This is a genomic window from Ramlibacter sp. AN1133, assembly GCF_037890035.1.
Taxonomy (GTDB): domain Bacteria; phylum Pseudomonadota; class Gammaproteobacteria; order Burkholderiales; family Burkholderiaceae_C; genus Ramlibacter.
In genome coordinates, this window is sequence record NZ_JBBKTQ010000012.1 from 133066 (window position 1) to 152900 (window position 19835).

Genomic DNA, 19835 nt, shown 5'->3' on the forward strand with positions numbered 1-19835 from the left:
ACGCAAGAGCGGCTTCAGCTCCCGCCCTTCTCCTGCACCAGCAGCCCGAGCGCCGCCCAATCCAGCTCGCCGCGCCCGCTCCCGCACAGCTCGTTCACCAGTTGCTCCGCGAGCACCGCGCCCTGCAGCTTGGCGCCGCCGCTGCGCGCCGTCTCCAGCGCGATGCGCAGGTCCTTGCGCATCAGGCGCGCCCGGAAGCCCGGCTTGTAGTCGCCGTCGATCACGCGCTGGCCGTGCTTTTCCAGCACGAAGCTGCGCGCGGTGCCTCCGAGCAGCACGTCGCGCATCACCTTGGGGTCCACACCCTGCGAGCGCGCCAGCGCGATCGCATCGGCCACACCGAGCAAGGCGCCGGCCACGGCGACCTGGTTGCAGGACTTCACCGTCTGCCCCGCGCCGACGTCGCCGACGTGCGTGATGGCCTTGCAGAAGGCGCCCATCACCTCGCGCAGGCTCGCGACCGCTTCCGCCGCGCCGCCGATCATGCAGGCCAGCGTGCCCGTCTCCGCGCCCTGCTGGCCGCCGCTGATGGGGGCATCGAGGAAGCCCACACCCTGCGCGGCGAGCCGCTGCGCGTACGCGCGGGCCGAGGTGGCTGCGATCGTGCTCGTGTCCACCACCACGCTGCCGCGCGCCAGCCCCTGCGCCAGTCCGGCCTCGCCGAACAGCACCTGCTCCACTGCCGCATCGTCGGACAGGCACAGGAACACGACGCGGCACGAGCGGGCCAGCGCCACAGGCGAAGCCATGCGCTGCGCGCCCGCTTCCACCAGCGGCCGCGCGGCCTCCTCGCGCCGCGCGAATACGTGGAGCGTCCAGCCCTGGCGCAGCAGGCAGTGCGCCATGCCGCTGCCCATCACACCCAGGCCGATGAAGCCCACCGGCTGCCGCTTGTCGATCTCTTGCATCATGAACCGGGATGATGCCTCAAGCCTTCGCCAGGCCCGCAACCACGTCCTGCGTCACCTTGCGGAACGAGCGGATCGCCGGCGTCTCCTGGCCGCGCCGCCACGCCAGCGCCACGTGCACCGGGTCGGCCTTGTCGGCGATCTGCACGAAGCGCACCTGGCGCGGATGCAGGTTGCGTCCGCTGGCCGGCACCACCGCCACGCCCAGGCCCGCGCCCACCAGTCCGACCACCGTGTGGATCTGGGTGGCGTGCTGCACCACGTTCGGGGTGAAGCCCGCCTGCCGGCACAGGGCCTGCACGCGGTCGTACAGCAACGGCGCCTCGGCGGCGGCGAACATCACGAAGGGGTCGCCGGCCACGCTGCGCAGGCGCACCCGGGTGCGAGTCGCCAGCGGGTGGTTCGCCGGCACCGCCAGCACGAAGGGATCCGACAACACCGGCTGCACCTCCAGTTCCGCCGGCGCCTGCTGCACGCGCAGCAGGCCGACATCGATGGTTCCGCGCAGCAGCGCCGCGTGCTGGTCCGTGATCGGCATCTCGTGCAGTTGCAGTTCGATGTCCGGATAGAGCTGGCGAAAGCGCCGGATCAGGGTCGGCAGCAGGCCGTAGGTGGACGAGTGGATGAAGCCGAGCGACAGGCGCCCCAGCTCCCCCGCACCCGTGCGGCGCACGTCGCTCACCGTGCGCGCCAGCTCCTGCTGGATCGCCCGGCTGCGTTCCAGCAGCAAGGCGCCGGCCGGCAGCAGTTCGACCCGCCGCTGCGTGCGCCGCAGCAGGGGCGTGCCCAGTTCCTCCTCGATCTGCTGGATCTGGCGCGACAGCGCGGGCTGCGCGATCGCCAGCCGCGCGGCGGCCCGGCCGAAGTGGAGTTCCTCGGCGACGGCCTGGAAGTAGCGCAGCTGGCGCAGGTCGATCATGGCGATGCCGTGCAGGTATCAATGAGCGCTCAATTATGTATTGGACGCGCACCCTGCGCCCGGGCGACACTGGCGGCATGCAGCTCGAGTCTTCCGCCGACGGCGCCGCCGCGGCGCAAGCGGTCCCTCCCCGCAGCCCCGCCATTCCCCAAGCCCTGCCCGCCCGCCTGGGCCCCATCCTGTCCCTCGACGACTTCGAGACCGCCGCACGCCGCCACCTGCCGCGCCCGGTGTTCGCCTACATCTGCGGCGCGGTCGAACGCAACCACTCGCTGGAAGCGAACCGGCTTTCGTACGCACGCTACGAATTCGTCACCCGCGTGCTGGTCGACGTCTCGCGGCGGTCCACCGCGGCCCCGCTGCTCGGGCGGCGCTATTCGGCCCCCTTCGGCATCGCGCCGATGGGCATCAGCGCCCTTTCCGCCTACCGCGGCGACCTCGTGCAGGCGCAGGCGGCAGCGGCCGAGAACGTGCCGATGGTCATGAGCGGCTCTTCGCTGATCCGCATGGAGGAAGTGGTCCGCGCCAATCCGGACGCCTGGTTCCAGGCCTACCTGCCCGGCGACGAGGCTAACATCGTGGCGCTGATCGAGCGCGTGAAGGCGGCGGGCTTCCGCACGCTGGTGATCACCGTCGACACGCCGGTCACCTCGAACCGCGAGAACAACGTGCGGGCCGGCTTCTCCACGCCGCTGCGCCCCAACCTGCGCCTCGCGTGGGACGGCCTCAGCCATCCGCGCTGGCTGTTCGGCACCTTCTTGAAGACGATCGCGCTGCACGGCATGCCGCACTTCGAGAACAACTACGCGCAGCGCGGCGCCCCCATCCTGTCGAAGAACGTGGTGCGCGACCTGTCCGAGCGCGGCCACCTCGACTGGCAGCATTTGCGCACGATCCGGCGCATGTGGCCGAGGCAGCTGGTGGTCAAGGGCATCCTCGACGCGCGCGATGCCCGCATCGCGGTGGACGAAGGCGCCGACGGCATCATCGTCTCCAACCACGGTGGCCGCCAGCTCGATGGCGCGGTGGCGCCGCTGCGCGTGCTGCCGCGGGTCGTGGCTGCCTGCCCCGAGGTGCCGGTGATGATCGACAGCGGCATCCGCCGCGGCAGCGACGTGCTCAAGGCCCTGGCGCTGGGCGCGAAGTTCGTGTTCGTGGGCCGTCCGTTCAACTACGCCGCATCGGTGGCCGGCGAGGCGGGCGTGCGCCACGGCATCGCCCTGCTGCGCGAGGAGGTCTCGCGCAACATGGCCATGCTGGGCGTGAATTCGCTGGCCGAACTCGACGCCAGCTTCCTGCTGCCGGCCGGCGCCTGAGAAGCTGTGAACGAATTGCTCACGCCCACGCGAGCCTCTTTCGACGCAGTGGCTTCACCCAGATCGCGTCGAGGCTCGCCCCTCGGGCCGGGGTGCCTCAGGGCGCAGGCGGGTGTTGCGGCCCTTGTCCAGGCGGCCAGCCTGGACTGCGGACCGCGCCTACGCCTGCACCCTGATGCACCCCGTCGTGGGCGCGATCAATTCATTCACAGCTTCTGAGCATCCCGTACATTCCATCCTTTCCTCGAGAGACAAACCATGGTCGGACTCCAGATCCTCAAGCGCCAGCGCGCCGTGGCCGAGCGCTACGTGCAGGCCTTCGCCGATATCCCGGTGGCGAACATCAGCGACTGCATGACACGCATGACGGCGGGGGGTCCGCGCCTGCGCCCGATGCACAAGGGCGGCCGCCTCGGTGGCCCGGCCCTCACGGTCAAGTGCCGGCCCGGCGACAACCTGATGATCCACAAGGCGCTGGACATGGCCGTGCCGGGCGACATCATCGTGGTGGACGCGGGCGGCGACCTCACCAACTCGCTGTTCGGCGAGCTGATGGTCTCCTATGCCATGCAGCGCAAGCTGGGCGGCATCGTCCTGAACGGTGCCGTGCGCGACATCGACGTGATCGCGGCCGGCAGCTTCCCGCTCTACGCCGCGGGCGTGACGCACCGCGGCCCCTACAAGGACGGCCCGGGCGAGATCAACGTGCCCATCGCCCTGGACGGCATGGTGATCGAGCCCGGCGACCTGATCCTCGGCGACGCCGACGGCCTGCTGTGCGTGCCCTACGACGACGTGGAACAGGTGCTGGCCGCCTCGCGCGAGAAGGTCGCGCTGGAACTCAAGACCATCGCCAACATCCGCGCCGGCACGCACGACACCTCCTGGGTGGACGCGCGCCTGAAGGCGATCGGCTGCGACCCCACCCCGCGCTGAAGACCATGGCGAACGGCAAACGCGTGGTCCGCTCGGACCTCTGGCTCAATCCCGTGTTCGACGAGCGCATCGCGCGCGAGCAGGACATCGCGCTGGGCATCTTCCCGGTGCGCGGCAACGATGCCGCGGCGTGGGACATCCTTGCCGGCGCGCACGTGTACCACGTGTCGGCGGCCAAGGACGAACTGCCGACGCAATGGTTCGCGACCGGCGAGCTGGTGGCACGCTGCCCGGACCTCCTGTGCGTGTCCTCCAGCGGCGCCGGCTATGACACCGTGGACGTGCCGGCCTGCACGGCCGCCGGCATCGCGGTGGTGAACCAGGCCGGCGGCAACGCCGACTCGGTGGCGGAACACACGCTGGCCATGCTGCTGTCGCTGCAGCGGCACATGCTGCAGTGCGACCGCCGCATGCGGCGCGAGACCGGCTTCACCCGCGAGGCGATCATGGGCCACGAGGCCAAGGGCTGCACCATCGGCCTGGTCGGCATCGGCAACGTCGGCACGCGCGTGGCGCGCCTGGCGCGCGCCTTCGGCATCGAGGTGATCGCCACCGACCCCTACGTGCCGCCCGAGGAGATCGAGCGGCGCGGCGCGAAGCCCGTGTCATTGCAGCAGGTGCTGGAGCAGTCCGACTTCGTTTCGCTGCATTGCCCGCGCGACGCCAGCACGCTGAAGATGATCGATGCCGCCGCGTTCGCGCGCATGAAGAAGGGCGCGATCTTCATCACCACCGCGCGCGGCGGCATCCACGACGAAGCGGCCCTGGTCGCCGCGCTGCAGTCCGGCCACCTGGCCGGCGCCGGCGTCGACGTGTGGGACCGCGAGCCGCCGCCGCTGGACCACCCGCTGCTGGCCATGGACAACGTGTACGCCACCTTCCACAACGCGGGCGTCACGCACGAGGCGCGCCGCAACGTGGCGGCCATCGCGGCGGACCAGATCGTGGACCTGCTCGCCGGCGGCAAGCCGCCGCGGCTGGTGAACCCCGAGGTCTGGCCCGCCTACCAGGAACGACGCGCCCGCATCCTCGGCTGAGGCGCGCAGAAGCATTCGACAAGAGACGGAGACACCCCACATGACACGCATTCCCCCCCTCCTGCAGCGCCTGCTGCCGCTGCTGGCGCTCACCGCCGCGGCCGTGGCCCCCGGCGCCGCGCGCGCGGCCTATCCCGAACAGCCGATCAAGATGATCGTGGCCTACGCCGCCGGCGGCGGCACGGACATCATCGCGCGCGTGCTGGCCCCCTACATCGGCAAGCACCTGGGCAACAACGCCAGCATCGTCGTCATCAACCGCGCCGGTGCGGGCGGTGGCATCGGCTTCGCGGAACTGGCCAACGCGCAGCCGGACGGCTACACGATCGGCTTCATCAACACGCCCAACGTGCTGACGATCCCGATCGAGCGCAAGGTGAACTACCACTGGAGCGGCTACGACCTCCTGGGCAACGTGGTCGACGATCCGGGGAACTTCTCGGTGCACAACGACACCCCGGTGAAGAACCTGGCCGAGCTGGTCGCCTATGCCAAGGCCAATCCGGGCAAGGTGAGCTACGGCACGACGGGCATCGGCTCCGACGACCATCTCGCCGCGATGATGTTCGAGCGCGCCGCCGGCGTGAAGCTCACGCACGTGCCCTTCAAGGGCGCGGCCGAAGTGCACCAGTCCATCGTCGGCAAGCAGATCTACATGGCGTCGATGAACATCGGCGAGGCGCTGCAGTACGAGAAGGGCGGCTCGCCCATGCGCAACCTGGGCCAGATGAGCACTTCGCGCAGCACGCTGGCGCCGAACCTGCCCACCTTCAAGGAACAGGGCTTCGACATCGTGATGGCATCGCTGCGCGGCGTCGCCGCGCCCAAGGGCCTGCCGCCCGCCATCCGCGAACAACTGGTGAGCGCGGTGCAGAAGGCCGTGGCCGATCCCGAGTTCCAGCAGAAGGCCGCGACCTACTTCGCGCCCCTGCGCTACCTGCCGCCGGCGAAGTACGACACGGAACTGCGCGAGACCGAAGGGGCCTTCAAGCAGCTCTGGAAGGATATGCCGTGGGGGGAGAACAAGTGAGGACGAAGCTGACCCGGCGCACCCTCGCCGCCTGCCTGCTGGCGCTGTCCACGCCGTGGGCGCTGGCTGCCTGGCCCTCCGATGACCGCCCCGTGAAGATCCTGGTGCCCTGGCCGGCCGGCGGCGCAACCGACCAGATCGGCCGCATGCTGGCGCAGCCGCTGTCGCAGGCGCTGGGCGTGCCGGTGGTGGTGGAGAACAAGGGCGGTGCCGGCGGCGTGATCGGCACGCAGCAGTTCGTCAAGGAAAAGGCCGACGGGCACACGATCCTGCTGGCCACCAGTTCGACCAATGCCGCGGCGCCGCACCTGTACGCGAAGCTGGGTTACCACCCGATCGAGGACTTCACGCCGGTGGTGTCGCTGTGCGAGATCCCGAACGTGATGGTGGTGCCGGCGAAGTCGCCGTGGAATTCGCTCAGGGACATCGTCTCCGCGGCGAAGAAGGACCCGGGCAAGTACACCTACGGGTCGGCCGGCATCGGCGGCTCGCAGCACCTGGCGGGCGCGCAGTTCAAGACGGCCGCGGGCGTGGACGTGCGCCACGTTCCGTACAAGGGCAGCGGCCCGGCGGCGCAGGACCTGATCGCGGGCCACATCGACATGATGATCGACACCGGCTCGCTGGGAAGCATCCGCGGCGGGCTGCTCAGGCCGCTGGCGGTGGCCTCGGACAAGCGCCTGCCGGCGCTGCCGAACGTGCCCACCTTCAAGGAGGCGGGGACGCCGATGATCGCGTCGGCGTGGTACGGGCTGATGCTGCCCGCCGGCGCGCCGGCGGAAGTGGTGGCCCGGCTCAATACCGAGATCAACAAGATCCTGAAGAACCCGGAGATGCACGCGAAGCTGACCGGGATGGGCGCGATCGTGATGGGCGGCACGGCGCAGGAGTTCGCTGCGTTCACCGCGTCCGAGGTGAAGCGGTATGAGGGGATCGTGCGGGATTCGGGGGCGCCGAAGGAGTAACGGTCTGCCATCCCCGCGAAGGTGAGGAACGCTCAGACCTCCAGCAGATGCTTCCTGCTCGCGCCCCGCACCGCAGTCACCGGCAACGCGGTATCGAAGGACGCGATCACGCCGCCGCGGCGGACCGCCAGGGCAAGCAGGTAGGCGTCCGTTACCTGGCGGTGTCCGTGCAGCCGGCTGAAGTCCACGAGCGTTTCGTCCAGCATCGAAACGTCGTCGGCCCAGAACTCGTGATCCACCGCCTCGGTCAGGGACCTGAGGCCGTCCGCGATCTGCTCCGGGGTGGCGCGATGCGAGACCGAGTACGCAGGCGCGCTCATGATCCGGATCACGCCGTTCTCGACGATCGGGCAGGTGGCAATCCGCCGCGGCGCCGCATCGAGCCACTCGTTGGCGCGCCGCGAAAAGACGTGCGCGTCGTCGAGCAGCGCGATCAGGACGTTGACATCGAGCAGGATTCGCGCGGCAGCGGCCAAGTCATACCCCCTCCGCGTCCTGCAAGCCGCGCACATGTTCGAGCGTGACGACCTCGTCGCGCTGCGGAAGCACGGCGAAGCGCCCGCCCCGCCTGGTGGTGGCGCGACGGCCGCCGGGCTGCGCAGGCCGCCGCAGGGATTCACGCGCGAGTTCCGAGATCACGGCCCCGAGCGACTTGCGTTCGCGCGCCGCATGCTCCTTGGCCGCGAGCAGCACGTCTTCGTCGATGTCGAGCGTGGTGCGCATGGTGGAAATTGGTGATGCGATCGCATCATAGCATCGCGGCGGGCTGCGGCGACGTTTCGCCCGTCTGGAGCGAACCGGGCGCGCCGGAGCGCCCCCGCCCCGACCCTCCCCCGGAGGGGAGGGAGGAAGACGATTACTTCCCGATCAAAGAGGCGATCGAGCCGTCCGCGCGCTCCAGGCGCTTGCGCGCGGCTTCGGCATCCAGCCCCAGCCGCGACATCACGATCGCGGTCTTCACGTGGCCGCCCGACGCATCGAGCAGCCGCGTCGCCTCGTCGCGCGACACCCCCAGCGTCTCGATCAGGATCCGCTCGCCGCGGTCCTGCAGCTTCTGGCAGGTCACCTGCAGGTCCACCATCAGGTTGCCGTAGACCTTGCCGGTCCTGACCATCGCGCCGGTGCTGATCGTGTTCAGCACCAGCTTGGTCGCGGTGCCCGCCTTCATGCGGGTGGACCCGGTGATCACCTCCGGCCCCACGAGCGGCGCGATGACCACGTCGTTCGCCCGCAGCTGTTCCTCGGTGGGGTAGGTGCACAGCAGGAAGCCGGTGCGTGCCCCCCGCTCGCGCGCGCGCTGGAGCGCGCCGTGCACGAAGGGCGTGGTGCCCGAGGCCGCGATCCCCAGCACGAAGTCGCGGCCGTCGATCGAGCGGTCGTCCATGGCCTGCGCGCCGTCCTCCGGGATGTCCTCGGCGCCTTCCTGGGCGCGCAGCAGCGCCTCGTAGCCGCCGGCCATCACGCCCTGCACCAGGTCGGGTTCGGTCCGGTACGTGGGCGGCATCTCGGAGGCATCGAGCACGCCCAGGCGCCCGGAGGTGCCGGCGCCGACGTAGATCAGGCGCCCGCCCTTGCGGAAGCTCTCGACGACGAGGTCGATGGCGCGCGCGATGCGTTCGCGCTCGTCGCTCACGGCGGCGGCGACCAGGCGGTCCTCCGCGTTGATCAGGTCGACGATCTCGAGCGCCGACATCTGGTCGATGCGCAGGCTGCGCGGATTGCGCTGCTCGGTCAGCCGCGCGTCCAGCGGCGGCTTCGCGCCGGGGTTCGGCTTTCGCGCAGCGTCCATGGTCTTGGGAGCGGACTCCAGCTTCATGTCAGGCATGTGGATGTCCCATGGTAGAGGTGATGCGATCGTCGCGCCACCGTAGGGACAAAGCTGTAGGACCCCGGACCCAATCCTTGTGCGGCCAGTGGTGGCTCAGCTACAACGCGTCGCGCAAACGGTAATACCACATTCCCAGCACGAGTGCGGGCGTGCGCATGAGCGCCCCGCCGGGGAACGGCAGGTGCCGGATGCGCGCCAGCAGGTCGAAACGCTCGGCCTGGCCGGCGATGGCCTCCGCCACCATCAGCCCCGCCATGCCGGAGAGCGCCAGGCCGTGGCCCGAGAAGCCCTGCACGAAATAGACGTTGGCTCCCAGCCGGCCGAAATGCGGCGCCATGTTCATCGTGATGTCGACGAAGCCGCCCCAGGCGTGCGCCACCTCCAGGTCCTTCAGCTGCGGGAACACGCCCATCATGCTGCGGCGGATCTGGCCGATCAGGTTGCGCGGTGTCGTGCCCGTGTAGCTGTCGCCGCCGCCGAACAGCAGGCGATGGTCGTCGCTGAGGCGGAAGTAGTCGAGGATGAAGTTGGTGTCCGAGGCGGCGCAGCGGCTGGGGATCAGTGCCGCCGCGCGCTGCGGCGCCATGCGCTCGGTGGCGATCATGTACGTTCCCACCGGCATGATGCGCGAGCACACCTCGGGCGCGATCGCGTCGCCGTATTCCCCGAGGTACACGTTGCCCGCGAGCACCACGAAGTCGCAGGCGCATTCGCCCTGCGCCGTGCGCACCACGGGCCTGCGTCCGCGCTCCACCACGAACACCGGCGAGTTCTCGAAGATGCGCGCGCCCGCCCCCCGCGCCGCGGCGGCCAGGCCCAGGCAGTACTTCAGCGGATGCAGGTGGCCCGAGCCCGCATCGAACACCGCCGAATGGAAACGCGCGCTGTCCACCCACTGCCGCAGGGCGCCGTTGTCCACCCACTGCAGCGGATAGTCGTAGGTGGACTGCACGCGGTCCATCCAGCGGCGCAGTTCCTGCGCCTTGCGCGGCTTGGTCGCCAGGCTCAGGTAGCCGGTGCGCCATTCGCACCCGATGCCGTAGCGCGCGATGCGCCGCTGCAGCAGCCGGATCGCATCCACCGAGATGTCCCAGGCGCGCCGCGCGTCCTGCAGGCCGAACTGCCGCTCGATCGCCTCCTCGCCGTCGCTGCCGAAGCCGACGATCACCTGGCCGCCGTTGCGCCCCGAGGCGCCCCAGCCCACGCGCTGCGCCTCCAGCAGCACCACCGAATAGCCACGCTCGGCCAGCTCCAGCGCCGCCGACAGCCCCGCATAGCCGCCGCCCACGACGCACACGTCGGCCTGCAGGCGCTGCGTCAGCGAAGGCTGCGCTGGCGGCCGCGTGACGGTCGCTTCGTAGTAGGAGTTCTCGACGACGCCGAGCTCTTTCTTCAGCAGGACTGGCACGGCTGCCGCGTCAGGCGACCCGGAAGTTGATGAACTGCCAGGGGTCGTCCGCGTCCTTCGGTTCCGGGAACAGGCGGCTGCGGTCCGCCAGCGGCGTCCAGTCGCCCCACATGCCGACCACCTCGCCCAGCCAGGGCCGCGCCGCATCCAGCATCAGCACGTGGTCCATCTCGTCGGCCTCCACCACGCCGCGGTCCGGATGGCGCAGCGCCCAGGTGATCGCGCCCACGATGCCGGCCACCACCTGCAGGGTCGTGGCGTTGTTGTACGGCGCGAGCGCGCGGGCCTGTTCGATCGCCAGGCGCGAGCCGTACCAGTACACGCCGCGCGCGTTGCCCATGAGGAGCACGCCCAGTTCGTCCATGCCCGAGACGATGTCGTCGCGGATGATGCGCCGTCGCGGCTGCAGCCGCCAGTTGCGTCCGGCCAGTTCGTGCAGCGAGGCGACGGTGTCGTCGCACGGGTGGTAGGCGTAGTGCACGGTGGGGCGGTAGACCACCGCGCCCTCCTCGCGCAGGGTGAAGTGGTCGGGAATGGAGATCGCCTCGCCATGCGTGACGAGGAAGGCGTGGAACGGCCCCTGCAGCGGCGTCCAGGTGCGCACGCGGGTGGCGATGCCCGGGCGATTCAGCATGATGGCGGCTTCGCAGCCGTACCCGTGCCGCAGCGCGTCGGCGGGCCAGTGCCGCTCGTGCGTGCCCCAGCCCAGCTCGGAGGGCTGCAGGCCTTCGTCGACGAAGCCGTCGACCGACCAGGTGTTGATGAACTCGCCGGGCTGCTTGCGCGGGGCGGCCACCTGCGTGTCACGCTCGGCGATGTGGATCACCTTCACGTCGAGCCGGCGCGCGAGGGCGGCCCAGGCCTCGGGGGTGGACGGTGGCTCGATGGCCAGCCGCAGGTCGGCCGCCATCTGCAGCAGTGCGACCTTGACGAAGCACGACACGAGGCCCGGATTGGCCCCCTGCGTGATGCAGGCCGTGGGGGCGCGCGGATGCTCGCGCCGGAACGCCAGCAGCTCCTCGCGCAAGGCGTAGTTGGAGCGTTGCGTCGGCGGCAGGTCGGGATTCATGTAGCGCCCGGCCCAGGGCTCGCAGCAGGCGTCGAGGTACAGCACGCCGCGCGGCGCGCAAAAGCGCACCAGGGCCAGGCTGGACACGTCCACCGAGACATTGAGCAGGAGGTCGCCGGGACCCAGCAGCGGCGCCAGCACGGCCTCGTGGTTCTGCTGCGTGAGCGCCTGCACGCGCAGGGCGACCCCGAGCGCGCGGGCGATCTCGGCGCCGTTTTCGCCGGCCGTGACGATGCGCACCTGGGAGGGCGCGATGCCGAAGCTGTCGAACAGCAGCGGCAACACCGCCTGGCCGATGCTGCCGAACCCCAGCACCACGACCCGGCCCGTGAAGGACCCCAGCCTGCGCGACAGACCCACTGCAGCTCCCTTGCGCTACGCGGTTTGCACGAGCGTACCGCAAGCGTGCCGGCTTGCGGACCCCGGCGCGCGCCCTACTTCACGGCGGCCCAGAGCAGCGTGAGACCGGAGCAGAGCATCAGGCCGTCCACCAGCGTCCGGTAGGCCCCGGGCGTGAGGGCGAGCACGATCGCCCGGCCAAGGAAGGATCCGGCCATGAGCGAGGAACCGACGATCAGCCCGTCGAAGACGACCGAGGCCGGCAGCGCCCCCAGCGCCTGGAAGGCCGCGACCTTGGAGCCGTACATGCCGATCGACGCGGCCGCCTCGGTGCCGAGCAGGCCGCCGCGCTCCAGCCCGTAGAAGGTGAACAGCGGCACGGTCAGCGGCCCGGTGGAGACGACCAGGCCGGTCAGCACCCCCAGCGGCCCCCCGAGCAGCGCCAGGTGCAGTTGCGAGAGCCGGAACTCGCGCTGCGCGAGCCAGCGCCGCAGCGGGATCAGCGACAGGAAGAACACGCCCAGCGCCAGTTCGGCCACGCCGGGCGGGATGGCCAGCAGCAGGCTGGCGCCGAGCACCGCGCCCGGGACGGCAGTGGCGCAGTAGGCGAAGCAGGCGCGCCAGTCGATGTGGCGCCACCAGGCGATCACGCGGCCGGCGTTGCCCATGATGGCCGCGATGGCCATGATCGGCACCGCCTGGCGCGGGCCGAACAGGAGGACCAGCACGGGCATCAGCACGATCGAGGAGCCGGTGCCGATCACGCCGCCCAGGGTGCCGGCGCCCAGGCCCACGACAAGGACGAAGAGGTATTCCAACGGCGGCGATTCTGGAGCCCCGCCGCCCGGCCCGCAAGGCGCGAAGGGCACTTGACGTGTCTCAAGCGTGCCACGCGTGCCGGTCTGCATCATCTCGGCCATGAAATTTCCCGCACTGGCCTGCCTGCTCGCGTTCGGGCTGGCCTCCACTTGCTGGGCCCAGCCGGCCGCCACGCCGGCGCAGCCGGCCGCCTCCAACCCCGCGGCCGTCCTGCCGCAGTGGGCGCAGGACAAGCTCGCCGCCGCCAAGGCCGACCCGAAGCTCCACGAGCAGGCCTACAGGCAGGGCGCCAAGCTCGCCACCTTCTGCGCCAACTGCCACGGCCCCTCGGGCCAGAGCGTGCGGCCGGACGTGCCGAACCTGGCGGGCCAGAACACGATCTACGTGCTGAACCAGTTGAACAAGTTCCACGACGGCCGCCGCAAGGGCGCGTTCTTCATGGAAGGCCTGGTCAAGGCCATGAGCAACGACGAGCGCTTCGCCGTGGCGGTGTACTACACCAGCCAGGAGATGCCGAGGTCGCAGGCGGCAGGCGACGCCCGGCTGGCCGCGCAGGGCAAGGCGGTATACGAGAACGGCTGCAGGAAGTGCCACGGCGAGAACGGCGCCGGCAGCGAGAAGAACTCGCGCCTGGCCGGCCAGCAGCCCGCCTACCTGGAGATGAGCATCCGCCGCTACCGCGACAACGACGTGCGCGCCGACGAGAAGATGTTCAAGTACACCAAGGGCCTGACCGACGCCGACATCAAGGCGCTGGTGGCGTACATCGCCACGCTGCGCTGACCCCGCGCGCAGCGGCGCGTCAGCCGCCCTCTCCCATGAAGCGCACGAAGTCGGCCGCCGTGACCGACCACGCCTGCGCGAAGCCGCCCACCACGCGCAGCGAGCGCGGCTCGATCACGAACAGCGAGAAGTCGGCGAAGCCGAACATCTCCTGGCTGTTCGGAAAGCGCGAGAGATAGGCCTCCTTCGCCGCCGCGTACAGGGGTGCGTCGGGCGCGCAGGGCTGCGCCTGCCCCTGCACCGTGACGCGCGGCAGGGCCTGGGGCGGGACTTCCGGCGTGCGTTCGTCCATCACCAGCAGGCTCACGCCGGGATGCGTTTCCATGTCCTTCGTGTGCGTGGCCAGCCGGCTCACGTGGATCACGAAGCCCTGCCCGTCGGGCGCGAGCGCGTAAGGGACCATCGAGACGAAAGGTTCGCCGTTGTGCAGCGTGCCGAGCGCCGCGACGTCCTGCCGCTCCAGCAACTGCCGCATGGCCTGGGCCTGGATCGCGTTCATGGGGACTCCCTTGCCGGTGCCGGGCTCAACCCCTGGCCTTGGGACGCAGGGCAGCGCACTGGCGCGCGAGCTGCTCCGATCCCGCCGGGTCGGTGCGGATCCAGCCGCCGCGGCGCAGCGCCGCGTCGGCCGGCAGGCCCTTGCCGTCCGCCACGCCCCTGGGCAGCGTCGCGAACAGCGGCGGCTTCGCCGGACTGCAGCCGGCGGCCGGCGTGCCGCCGCGGGAATGGCAGCCGCGCAGCAGCAGGTTGCCGTCCTTGTCCTTCGCCGCCGCGCCCTGCGCGCTGTCGGAAGCGCCCCAGCTCGCGTTCCACGCCCGCTCGCCCGGGCGCACCTGCACCAGCAGGTAGTTCTTTTCCGCGTTCCAGCGTGGCTGGCACTGGAACCACAGGCCGGCGTACGCCGCCTGCGCTGCCTGCGCGCAGGCGGCCAGCGCCACCAGGGCCGCGGCACGCCGCATCACTCCAATCGGCACGGATCCTTCCTTTCGCGGGTCCCGGCGGACCCGGCGCCGCAGATTACACGAGCCGCGACCACCACGAATGATCTTGCTCAAAGACGCGGGCCCCGCGCGCGTTGATGAGCGCACACCCGTCCAGTAGACTGGGAGCGTGACGACGTGCCGGGTGGCGCCATGCTGCGATCCCTGATGCGGGCCTTGCGTCCTGCGGGGGATGGACGTCCGTTCCAGCTGACGCACTACTTCACCGCCACCAGCCTGGTCGCCTTCGCCGTGCTGGCGATCGCCCTGTTCCTGCTGGAGCGCAGCGAACAGCGCTTCTTCGCCACCGCGCAACGCGAGCACGGCGCCTTCCTGGCCACCGTGCAGGCGCAACTGCTGCAGGAGCAGAAGGAGGCCGGCCGCGCCAACCTCGTGTCCGTGCACGAAGCCGGCCACGTCACGCTCGCCCACGTCTTCGCCAACGCGCTGTGGGACTCGCATTTCGCGCCGATCGTGGCGCGCGCCCAGGTCGTGCCGGTCGAACGCTGCCGGGCCCCGGCCCTGGAAGCCCAGGGCGGCGCTCCGGCGTTGCCGGGATGCGTGGCCGAACTGCGCCGGCAGGTGGCGGCCCTGCCCGGGTTCAGCGACATCGACGCGCCGGTGCGCTCGCTGATGCGGCGCACCAGCGTCTTCAAGATCAAGGTGTACGACCTGCGCGGGCTGACCGTGTACTCGTCGGAGCCGGCGCAGGTGGGCGAGGACAAGTCGGACAACCGCGGCTGGCGCTCCGCGGCCGCGGGCCGCCCCGCGAGCGAGCTGGTCCACCGCAACCGCTTCAGCGCCTTCGAGGGCGAGGTGGAGGACCGCGACCTGATCCAGAGCTACATCCCGGTGGAGATGCCCGGCGGCGGCCTCGGCGGCGTGTTCGAGATCTATTCGGACGTCACGCCGCTGCTGCAGCAGCTCGAATCCGGCACGGCCCGCCTGGTGGAAGTGACGGCGCGCAACCAGGAACGCGTGCAGCTGTCCGCCGAGCGCAACCAGGCCACCATGGCGCAGGCCTCGACGCGCCTGCTGATGGTGAGCGCGCTGGTGCTGGTGGCCGTGTACCTGGCCCTGCTCTACCTGATGCGCAACGCGCAGCGCATCATCGACACCGAGGCGCGCTCGCGCGAGGACCTGGCGCAGCGCGAGCAGGAATGGCACCGCGACAAGATGGCCACCATGGCGACCATGGCCGCCAACATCTCGCACGAGGTGGGCAATCCGCTCGCCATCATCTCCGGCCTGGCGCAGGAGATCGAGCAGTGGCACGCCCCGGCGGACGTGCAGCCCGCCGTGCCGAAGATGATCGTGGAGCAGACCGCGCGCATCTCCGCGATGACGCGGCGCATCAGCGATTTCGCCACCGCCGGCAGCGGCACGCCCGAGGTGCTGGACATCAACCAGCTGGTGCGCTCGGTCTGCGAGTTCCTGCGCTTCGACCGGCGCTTCCGCGGCACGCCGATCGAGCTGCGCCCCAGCGAGGGCCTGCTGGCCTGCGAGGCGATTCCCGACCACCTGACCGAGACGCTGATGGGGCTGCTGCACGCGCTGGAGGAAAACTGCGAGCGCTGCGGCGGCGCCGGCGGCACCCGCATCCTGGTGACCACGGGCGCCGAGGACGGGCAGGTCCGCATCCACCTGTCCTGCGAGTGCGGGCCCGAGCACGTGGCCTGCCGGGTGCCGCCGGAGGGGCCCCGCATGGCCTCGGCCCGCCGCCGCATCGAGCCCCTGGGCGGGAAGGTGGAGCTTTCGCTGACGGGCGTGGAGATCCGGCTGCCGGCGTGGGTGCCGCCTGCGGGCGCAGCCTAGGAGTCTGCGCGGCAGAGAAACACCCGCCTCAGGCCAGCCCGCACCATTCGGCAACCCGGTGCGCCACGTCCATCCACAGCGCCCACGCGGCGGTGGCGGCCAGCAGGCCACCGGCGATGCGCGTGCCCCAGTCCTTGCGCAGGCGGTTGCCCAGGTCCTGCAGCTTGCGGAAGGCCGCCGGGGCGAGCCCCAGCGAGATGCCGCCGCCGACGGCGAACAGCGCCATGCTGAGCGCGCCCTCGAGCGGGCCGCCCGAGAGGGAGGCGACGAGCAGCGCCGAATACAGCAGGCCGCAGGGCATGAAGGTCCACAGCGCGCCCGTGACCACCAGGCCGCCGGGGCGTTGCGCCCAGGGCCGCACCTTGCGCCACAGGCCGCGGCCGGCGCTCTCCACCCACTGCGGCTGGCGCGCCTGCGCGAGCAGCATCAGGCCCCAGGCCAGCACGGCGAGGTGGAACAGCGTCCAGGCGGGGCGCAGGGCGGCGGTGTGCGAGGACAGCCAGGCGAAGCTGTGGACGGCGAGGCCGGCGGCCGCACCGGCCAGGCTGTAGCCCAGCAGGCGCCCGCCCTGGAAGGTCCACATCCCGCGCGCCGGCTTCGCGCCGACGCCGCGGATCACGCCGCCGCAGGCGGCGCCGCACATGGCCAGGCAGTGGGGCCCCCCGACCAGCCCCATCAGGAAGGCGGTGCCGGCGAGGGTCGGGGACATCAGATGATCCGGGAGAACTTCGTCCGGTTGCGGTCGGCCTGCAGGTACTTGTCGAACTGCATCGCGACGCCGCGCACGAAGAACCAGCCCTGTGCCGTGACCTGGATGCCCTCGTCGTCGATGACGACCATGCCCTGCTCCTGCAGCTGGCGCATCTGCTCCATCTCGGGGGCGAAGTAGGCCTTGAAATCCAGCAGCCAGGCCAGCTCGATCGACTCGAACACCACCTGCCCCTGGCACATCAGCGCCATGATCACGGCCCGGCGGGCCAGGTCGTCGCGGGACAGCGCCAGGCCGCGCACCACGGGCAGCTTGCCCTGGTCCAGCATGTCGCAGTATTCGTCCATCGTCTTGGCGTTCTGGCTGTAGGTGGCGCCCACCTTGCCGATCGCGGAGATGCCCAGTCCGATCAGGTCGCAGTCGGCCTGCGTGCTGTAGCCCTGGAAGTTGCGGTGCAGCCGGCCCTGGCGCTTGGCGACGGCGAGCGCGTCGTTCGGCAGCGCGAAGTGGTCCATGCCGATGTACACGTAGCCGGCGCTGATGAAGGCGGCCAGCGCCTGCGACAGCATCGAGACCTTGTTGGCCGCACCGGGCAATTCGGCGGCAATGATGCGGCGCTGCGGCTTGAAGCGCTCCGGCAGGTGCGCGTAACCGTACAGGGCGATGCGGTCCGGCCGCAGCGTGGAGACCTGCTGCAGCGTGCGCGTGAAGGACTCCGGCGTCTGCTTGGGCAGGCCGTAGATCAGGTCCACGTTGACGGAATCGAAGCCGATGCGGCGGGCGTCCTCCATCAGCGCCGCGACCTGCTCGTAGGGCTGCACGCGGTGCACGGCCTTCTGCACGTCGGGGTCGAAGTCCTGCACGCCGTAGCTGATGCGGTTGAAGCCGATGTCGTGCAGGAACTGCAGCCGCTCGCCGGTCACGGTGCGCGGATCGATCTCGATCGAGCATTCGGCGCCCGGCGCGACGGCGAAATTCCGGCGCAGCATCGCCATGAGCTGGCGCAGTTCGTCGTCGGTCAGGAAGGTCGGCGAGCCGCCCCCCAGGTGCAGCTGGCTCACCGGCTGGCCGGTGCCGAGCACTTCGGTGTGCAGTTCCACCTCGCGGGTCAGGTAGCGCAGGTAGGGCGCGGCCCGCTCGTGGTGCTTGGTGATGATCTTGTTGCAGGCGCAGTAGTAGCACAGCTGCTCGCAGAACGGGATGTGCACGTACAGCGACAGGGGCGCGGCCATCGCGGCGGGGCCTTCCCGGCGCTGGGCCAGGGCCTGCACGTAGTCGTTCGGCCCGAATGCCTCGACGAAGCGATCCGCCGTCGGATAGGAGGTGTAGCGCGGGCCGGGAACGTCGTACTTGCGCAGCAGATCGGGGGAGATGGTGGTGGTCATGGTGCGTCTTCTCTGGCGGCAATCGTGCGGCCCGCCACCCCCGGGCCAGTTGATCTGAGTCAACCGGGGGGAAAACCCGGCCCTGACAATTTGGACCACGCCACCAGCACCAAAGCGCCGAAAGTGTCAATCCTCATGTCCCCTGTCGCCAAAGAAGACGCGCCGTCCAAGTTGAACCCCGCTTCCATCAAGGTCGCGTGCTCCAACTGCAACCTGCGCGAACTGTGCATGCCGATCGGCCTGAGCGACGAGGACCTGGCCCGCCTCGACGAGGTGATCAGCTCGCGGCGCAAGGTGCGGCGCAAGACGGCGCTGTTCCGCAACGGCGAGAAGTTCCACGCGCTCTACGCGATCCGCACCGGCGTCTTCAAGACCTGCGTGACGGCGGAGGACGGGCGCGACCAGGTGACGGGCTTCCAGATGGCGGGCGAGATCGTCGGGCTCGACGGCATCGTGAACGACCACCACACCTGCGACGCCGTGGCGCTGGAGGACGCCGAGGTGTGCGTGCTGCCCTTCGACCGCATCGGCGAGCTCTCGCGCGAGGTCGGCGCGCTGCAGCACCACCTGCACCGCGTGATGAGCCGCGAGATCGTGCGCGAGCACGGCGTGATGCTGCTGCTGGGGACCATGCGGGCGGAGGAGCGCCTCGCGGCCTTCCTGCTGAACCTCGTGCAGCGCCTGCAGGCGCGCGGCTTCTCGCGCAGCGAGCTGGTGCTGCGCATGACCCGGCAGGAGATCGGCAGCTACCTCGGCCTGAAGCTGGAAACGGTGAGCCGCACCTTCTCGCGCTTCGCCGAGGAAAACATGATCGAGGTCCACCAGCGCCACGTGCGCATCGTCGACGTGGACCGCCTGCGCGGCCTGCTGGCCCAGCCGGGCACGGGCTTCTGAGCTTCGGGCGCGATGCCCGCGCGTCCTCTTCTGTAGGAATCAGCGCACCGCCGTTGCCGCGCTGGTCCCCTATGCCGGGCGCTCCATGCACCCAAGATGGGAGTCATCGATGACTCACAGGAGCGAATGCATGAACAAGCAGCAGATCAAGGGCGTGACGAACGAGGTCACCGGCAGCATCAAGAAGGAAGTGGGCCGCCTGACGGGTGACAAGAGCACCGAGGTGCGCGGCCAGGCCACCGAGATCAAGGGGCGCGTGCAGAAGGGCGTGGGCGATGCCCGCGAGGAACTGCGCGACGACCGCGAGATCGAGCGCGATCGGACGACGACGCGCCGCGATATCTGACCTGACGTTCCCCAGAACGAAGAAAGGCCGGGACCTCGTCCCGGCCTTTTTCTTGGGTTCTTCCATCGGTTGGGGCCGTGTTCGGTGGACGTCGCGCCGCTCGGGCCGGACCAGCCCGTGTCTGTCCGTCTCAGCGACTGTCCCCCGGCGCGGATGAGAACCGTTGCTCGTGCGAGCGCCGCGCCCGCGCCTCCTCCTTGATGTCGCTGAGCCGGACAGCCACGGACTGGTCCTGCAGCGTGTCGACCGCAAGTGTGTGGCCTCGGGTGGCGCCGTCGCCGACGCTCGAGGCGCGCTCACTGATGAACAGTTCGCTCGCACCCGCGCCGGGGAGGACCAGGGCGTGACC

The 19835-nt window shown here is 70.4% G+C and carries 22 protein-coding genes; 9 read left to right on the forward strand and 13 right to left on the reverse strand.

Annotation, left to right across the window (positions count from 1 at the left end; genetic code table 11):
* Window positions 1-14: 14 nt before the first annotated feature.
* Window positions 15-911 (reverse strand): NAD(P)-dependent oxidoreductase, encoded by an 897-nt coding sequence (locus WG923_RS18120; protein WP_340352383.1) that lies wholly within the window; start codon window positions 909-911, stop codon window positions 15-17.
* A 16-nt stretch (window positions 912-927) separates the two neighbouring features.
* A complete protein-coding gene (locus tag WG923_RS18125) occupies window positions 928-1827 on the reverse strand; it encodes a LysR family transcriptional regulator (RefSeq protein ID WP_340352384.1) in 900 nt (299 codons plus the stop codon).
* Between the two features lie 77 nt (window positions 1828-1904).
* Here WG923_RS18125 and WG923_RS18130 point away from each other — a divergent pair, with 77 nt between their 5' ends.
* The 5 genes from WG923_RS18130 to WG923_RS18150 all read left to right on the forward strand — a co-directional run bounded on the left by WG923_RS18130 (window position 1905) and on the right by WG923_RS18150 (window position 7111).
* Window positions 1905-3143, forward strand: a complete 1239-nt coding sequence (locus WG923_RS18130; RefSeq protein WP_340352385.1) for an alpha-hydroxy acid oxidase — start codon at window positions 1905-1907, stop codon at window positions 3141-3143.
* A gap of 258 nt (window positions 3144-3401) precedes the next feature.
* Window positions 3402-4079, forward strand: coding sequence for an RraA family protein (locus WG923_RS18135; protein ID WP_340352386.1), 678 nt, complete (start codon window positions 3402-3404; stop codon window positions 4077-4079).
* Between the two features lie 5 nt (window positions 4080-4084).
* Window positions 4085-5116 carry a hydroxyacid dehydrogenase gene (locus tag WG923_RS18140; RefSeq protein ID WP_340352387.1) on the forward strand — a complete coding sequence of 344 codons (1032 nt, stop codon included), beginning with the start codon at window positions 4085-4087 and terminating at the stop codon, window positions 5114-5116.
* A gap of 40 nt (window positions 5117-5156) precedes the next feature.
* Complete coding sequence (locus WG923_RS18145) at window positions 5157-6146, forward strand: tripartite tricarboxylate transporter substrate binding protein (RefSeq protein WP_340352388.1); 990 nt, start codon at window positions 5157-5159, stop codon at window positions 6144-6146.
* Entirely contained in the window at window positions 6143-7111 is a 969-nt protein-coding gene (locus WG923_RS18150) for a Bug family tripartite tricarboxylate transporter substrate binding protein (RefSeq protein ID WP_340352389.1), read from the forward strand. Before WG923_RS18145 ends, WG923_RS18150 begins: the two co-directional genes overlap by 4 nt.
* A 32-nt stretch (window positions 7112-7143) precedes the next feature.
* Here WG923_RS18150 and WG923_RS18155 read toward each other — a convergent pair whose 3' ends face one another.
* The 6 genes from WG923_RS18155 to WG923_RS18180 form a co-directional block, all read right to left on the reverse strand.
* On the reverse strand, window positions 7144-7587 hold the full coding sequence (locus WG923_RS18155; RefSeq protein ID WP_340352390.1) for a TA system VapC family ribonuclease toxin: 444 nt from the start codon (window positions 7585-7587) through the stop codon (window positions 7144-7146).
* A gap of 1 nt (window position 7588) precedes the next feature.
* Window positions 7589-7834, reverse strand: coding sequence for a CopG family transcriptional regulator (locus WG923_RS18160; protein ID WP_340352391.1), 246 nt, complete (start codon window positions 7832-7834; stop codon window positions 7589-7591).
* Between the two features lie 133 nt (window positions 7835-7967).
* Window positions 7968-8936 carry an N-acetylmuramic acid 6-phosphate etherase gene (gene murQ, locus WG923_RS18165; RefSeq protein ID WP_340352392.1) on the reverse strand — a complete coding sequence of 323 codons (969 nt, stop codon included), beginning with the start codon at window positions 8934-8936 and terminating at the stop codon, window positions 7968-7970.
* 100 nt (window positions 8937-9036) lie between these two features.
* Complete coding sequence (locus WG923_RS18170) at window positions 9037-10347, reverse strand: NAD(P)/FAD-dependent oxidoreductase (protein ID WP_340352393.1); 1311 nt, start codon at window positions 10345-10347, stop codon at window positions 9037-9039.
* A 10-nt stretch (window positions 10348-10357) separates the two neighbouring features.
* Window positions 10358-11776 (reverse strand): homospermidine synthase, encoded by a 1419-nt coding sequence (locus WG923_RS18175; protein ID WP_340352394.1) that lies wholly within the window; start codon window positions 11774-11776, stop codon window positions 10358-10360.
* Between the two features lie 74 nt (window positions 11777-11850).
* Window positions 11851-12573: a sulfite exporter TauE/SafE family protein gene (locus tag WG923_RS18180; RefSeq protein WP_340352395.1), complete on the reverse strand. Its 723-nt coding sequence runs from the start codon at window positions 12571-12573 to the stop codon at window positions 11851-11853.
* Between the two features lie 100 nt (window positions 12574-12673).
* On the opposite strand from WG923_RS18180, the gene WG923_RS18185 reads away from it, so the two are divergent.
* Window positions 12674-13357 carry a c-type cytochrome gene (locus WG923_RS18185; RefSeq protein WP_340352396.1) on the forward strand — a complete coding sequence of 228 codons (684 nt, stop codon included), beginning with the start codon at window positions 12674-12676 and terminating at the stop codon, window positions 13355-13357.
* Between the two features lie 19 nt (window positions 13358-13376).
* Here WG923_RS18185 and WG923_RS18190 read toward each other — a convergent pair whose 3' ends face one another.
* Window positions 13377-13856 (reverse strand): HugZ family pyridoxamine 5'-phosphate oxidase, encoded by a 480-nt coding sequence (locus tag WG923_RS18190; RefSeq protein ID WP_340352397.1) that lies wholly within the window; start codon window positions 13854-13856, stop codon window positions 13377-13379.
* A 25-nt stretch (window positions 13857-13881) separates the two neighbouring features.
* Window positions 13882-14331: a hypothetical protein gene (locus WG923_RS18195; protein ID WP_340352398.1), complete on the reverse strand. Its 450-nt coding sequence runs from the start codon at window positions 14329-14331 to the stop codon at window positions 13882-13884.
* A gap of 159 nt (window positions 14332-14490) precedes the next feature.
* Between WG923_RS18195 and WG923_RS18200 the strand changes: the two genes are divergently transcribed.
* Window positions 14491-16152 carry a sensor histidine kinase gene (locus WG923_RS18200; protein ID WP_340352399.1) on the forward strand — a complete coding sequence of 554 codons (1662 nt, stop codon included), beginning with the start codon at window positions 14491-14493 and terminating at the stop codon, window positions 16150-16152.
* 28 nt (window positions 16153-16180) lie between these two features.
* Here the strand turns inward: WG923_RS18200 and WG923_RS18205 are convergent, their stop codons facing one another.
* Together WG923_RS18205 and hemN are read right to left on the reverse strand one after the other, a co-directional pair.
* Window positions 16181-16861, reverse strand: a complete 681-nt coding sequence (locus WG923_RS18205) for a sulfite exporter TauE/SafE family protein (protein WP_340352400.1) — start codon at window positions 16859-16861, stop codon at window positions 16181-16183.
* Window positions 16861-18246, reverse strand: coding sequence for an oxygen-independent coproporphyrinogen III oxidase (gene hemN / locus WG923_RS18210; RefSeq protein WP_340352401.1), 1386 nt, complete (start codon window positions 18244-18246; stop codon window positions 16861-16863). Before hemN ends, WG923_RS18205 begins: the two co-directional genes overlap by 1 nt.
* 171 nt (window positions 18247-18417) lie before the next feature.
* On the opposite strand from hemN, the gene fnr reads away from it, so the two are divergent.
* Window positions 18418-19140: a fumarate/nitrate reduction transcriptional regulator Fnr gene (gene fnr / locus WG923_RS18215; RefSeq protein WP_340352402.1), complete on the forward strand. Its 723-nt coding sequence runs from the start codon at window positions 18418-18420 to the stop codon at window positions 19138-19140.
* A gap of 130 nt (window positions 19141-19270) precedes the next feature.
* On the forward strand, window positions 19271-19486 hold the full coding sequence (locus WG923_RS18220) for a CsbD family protein (protein WP_340352403.1): 216 nt from the start codon (window positions 19271-19273) through the stop codon (window positions 19484-19486).
* 130 nt (window positions 19487-19616) lie between these two features.
* Here WG923_RS18220 and WG923_RS18225 read toward each other — a convergent pair.
* Window positions 19617-19835, reverse strand: a 219-nt coding sequence (locus WG923_RS18225; RefSeq protein WP_340352404.1) for a hypothetical protein, incomplete at its 5' end; no start/stop codon positions are given.

Coding starts and splice junctions, on each gene's coding strand:
- WG923_RS18120 (WP_340352383.1), bottom strand. CDS start 911: ATGATGCAAGAGATCGACAAGCGGCAGCCGGTGGGCTTCATCGGCCTG.
- WG923_RS18160 (WP_340352391.1), bottom strand. CDS start 7,834: ATGCGCACCACGCTCGACATCGACGAAGACGTGCTGCTCGCGGCCAAG.
- WG923_RS18190 (WP_340352397.1), bottom strand. CDS start 13,856: ATGAACGCGATCCAGGCCCAGGCCATGCGGCAGTTGCTGGAGCGGCAG.
- WG923_RS18125 (WP_340352384.1), bottom strand. CDS start 1,827: ATGATCGACCTGCGCCAGCTGCGCTACTTCCAGGCCGTCGCCGAGGAA.
- WG923_RS18145 (WP_340352388.1), top strand. CDS start 5,157: ATGACACGCATTCCCCCCCTCCTGCAGCGCCTGCTGCCGCTGCTGGCG.
- WG923_RS18220 (WP_340352403.1), top strand. CDS start 19,271: ATGAACAAGCAGCAGATCAAGGGCGTGACGAACGAGGTCACCGGCAGC.
- WG923_RS18200 (WP_340352399.1), top strand. CDS start 14,491: ATGCTGCGATCCCTGATGCGGGCCTTGCGTCCTGCGGGGGATGGACGT.
- murQ (WP_340352392.1), bottom strand. CDS start 8,936: ATGCCTGACATGAAGCTGGAGTCCGCTCCCAAGACCATGGACGCTGCG.
- WG923_RS18135 (WP_340352386.1), top strand. CDS start 3,402: ATGGTCGGACTCCAGATCCTCAAGCGCCAGCGCGCCGTGGCCGAGCGC.
- WG923_RS18185 (WP_340352396.1), top strand. CDS start 12,674: ATGAAATTTCCCGCACTGGCCTGCCTGCTCGCGTTCGGGCTGGCCTCC.
- WG923_RS18205 (WP_340352400.1), bottom strand. CDS start 16,861: ATGTCCCCGACCCTCGCCGGCACCGCCTTCCTGATGGGGCTGGTCGGG.
- WG923_RS18140 (WP_340352387.1), top strand. CDS start 4,085: ATGGCGAACGGCAAACGCGTGGTCCGCTCGGACCTCTGGCTCAATCCC.
- WG923_RS18130 (WP_340352385.1), top strand. CDS start 1,905: ATGCAGCTCGAGTCTTCCGCCGACGGCGCCGCCGCGGCGCAAGCGGTC.
- hemN (WP_340352401.1), bottom strand. CDS start 18,246: ATGACCACCACCATCTCCCCCGATCTGCTGCGCAAGTACGACGTTCCC.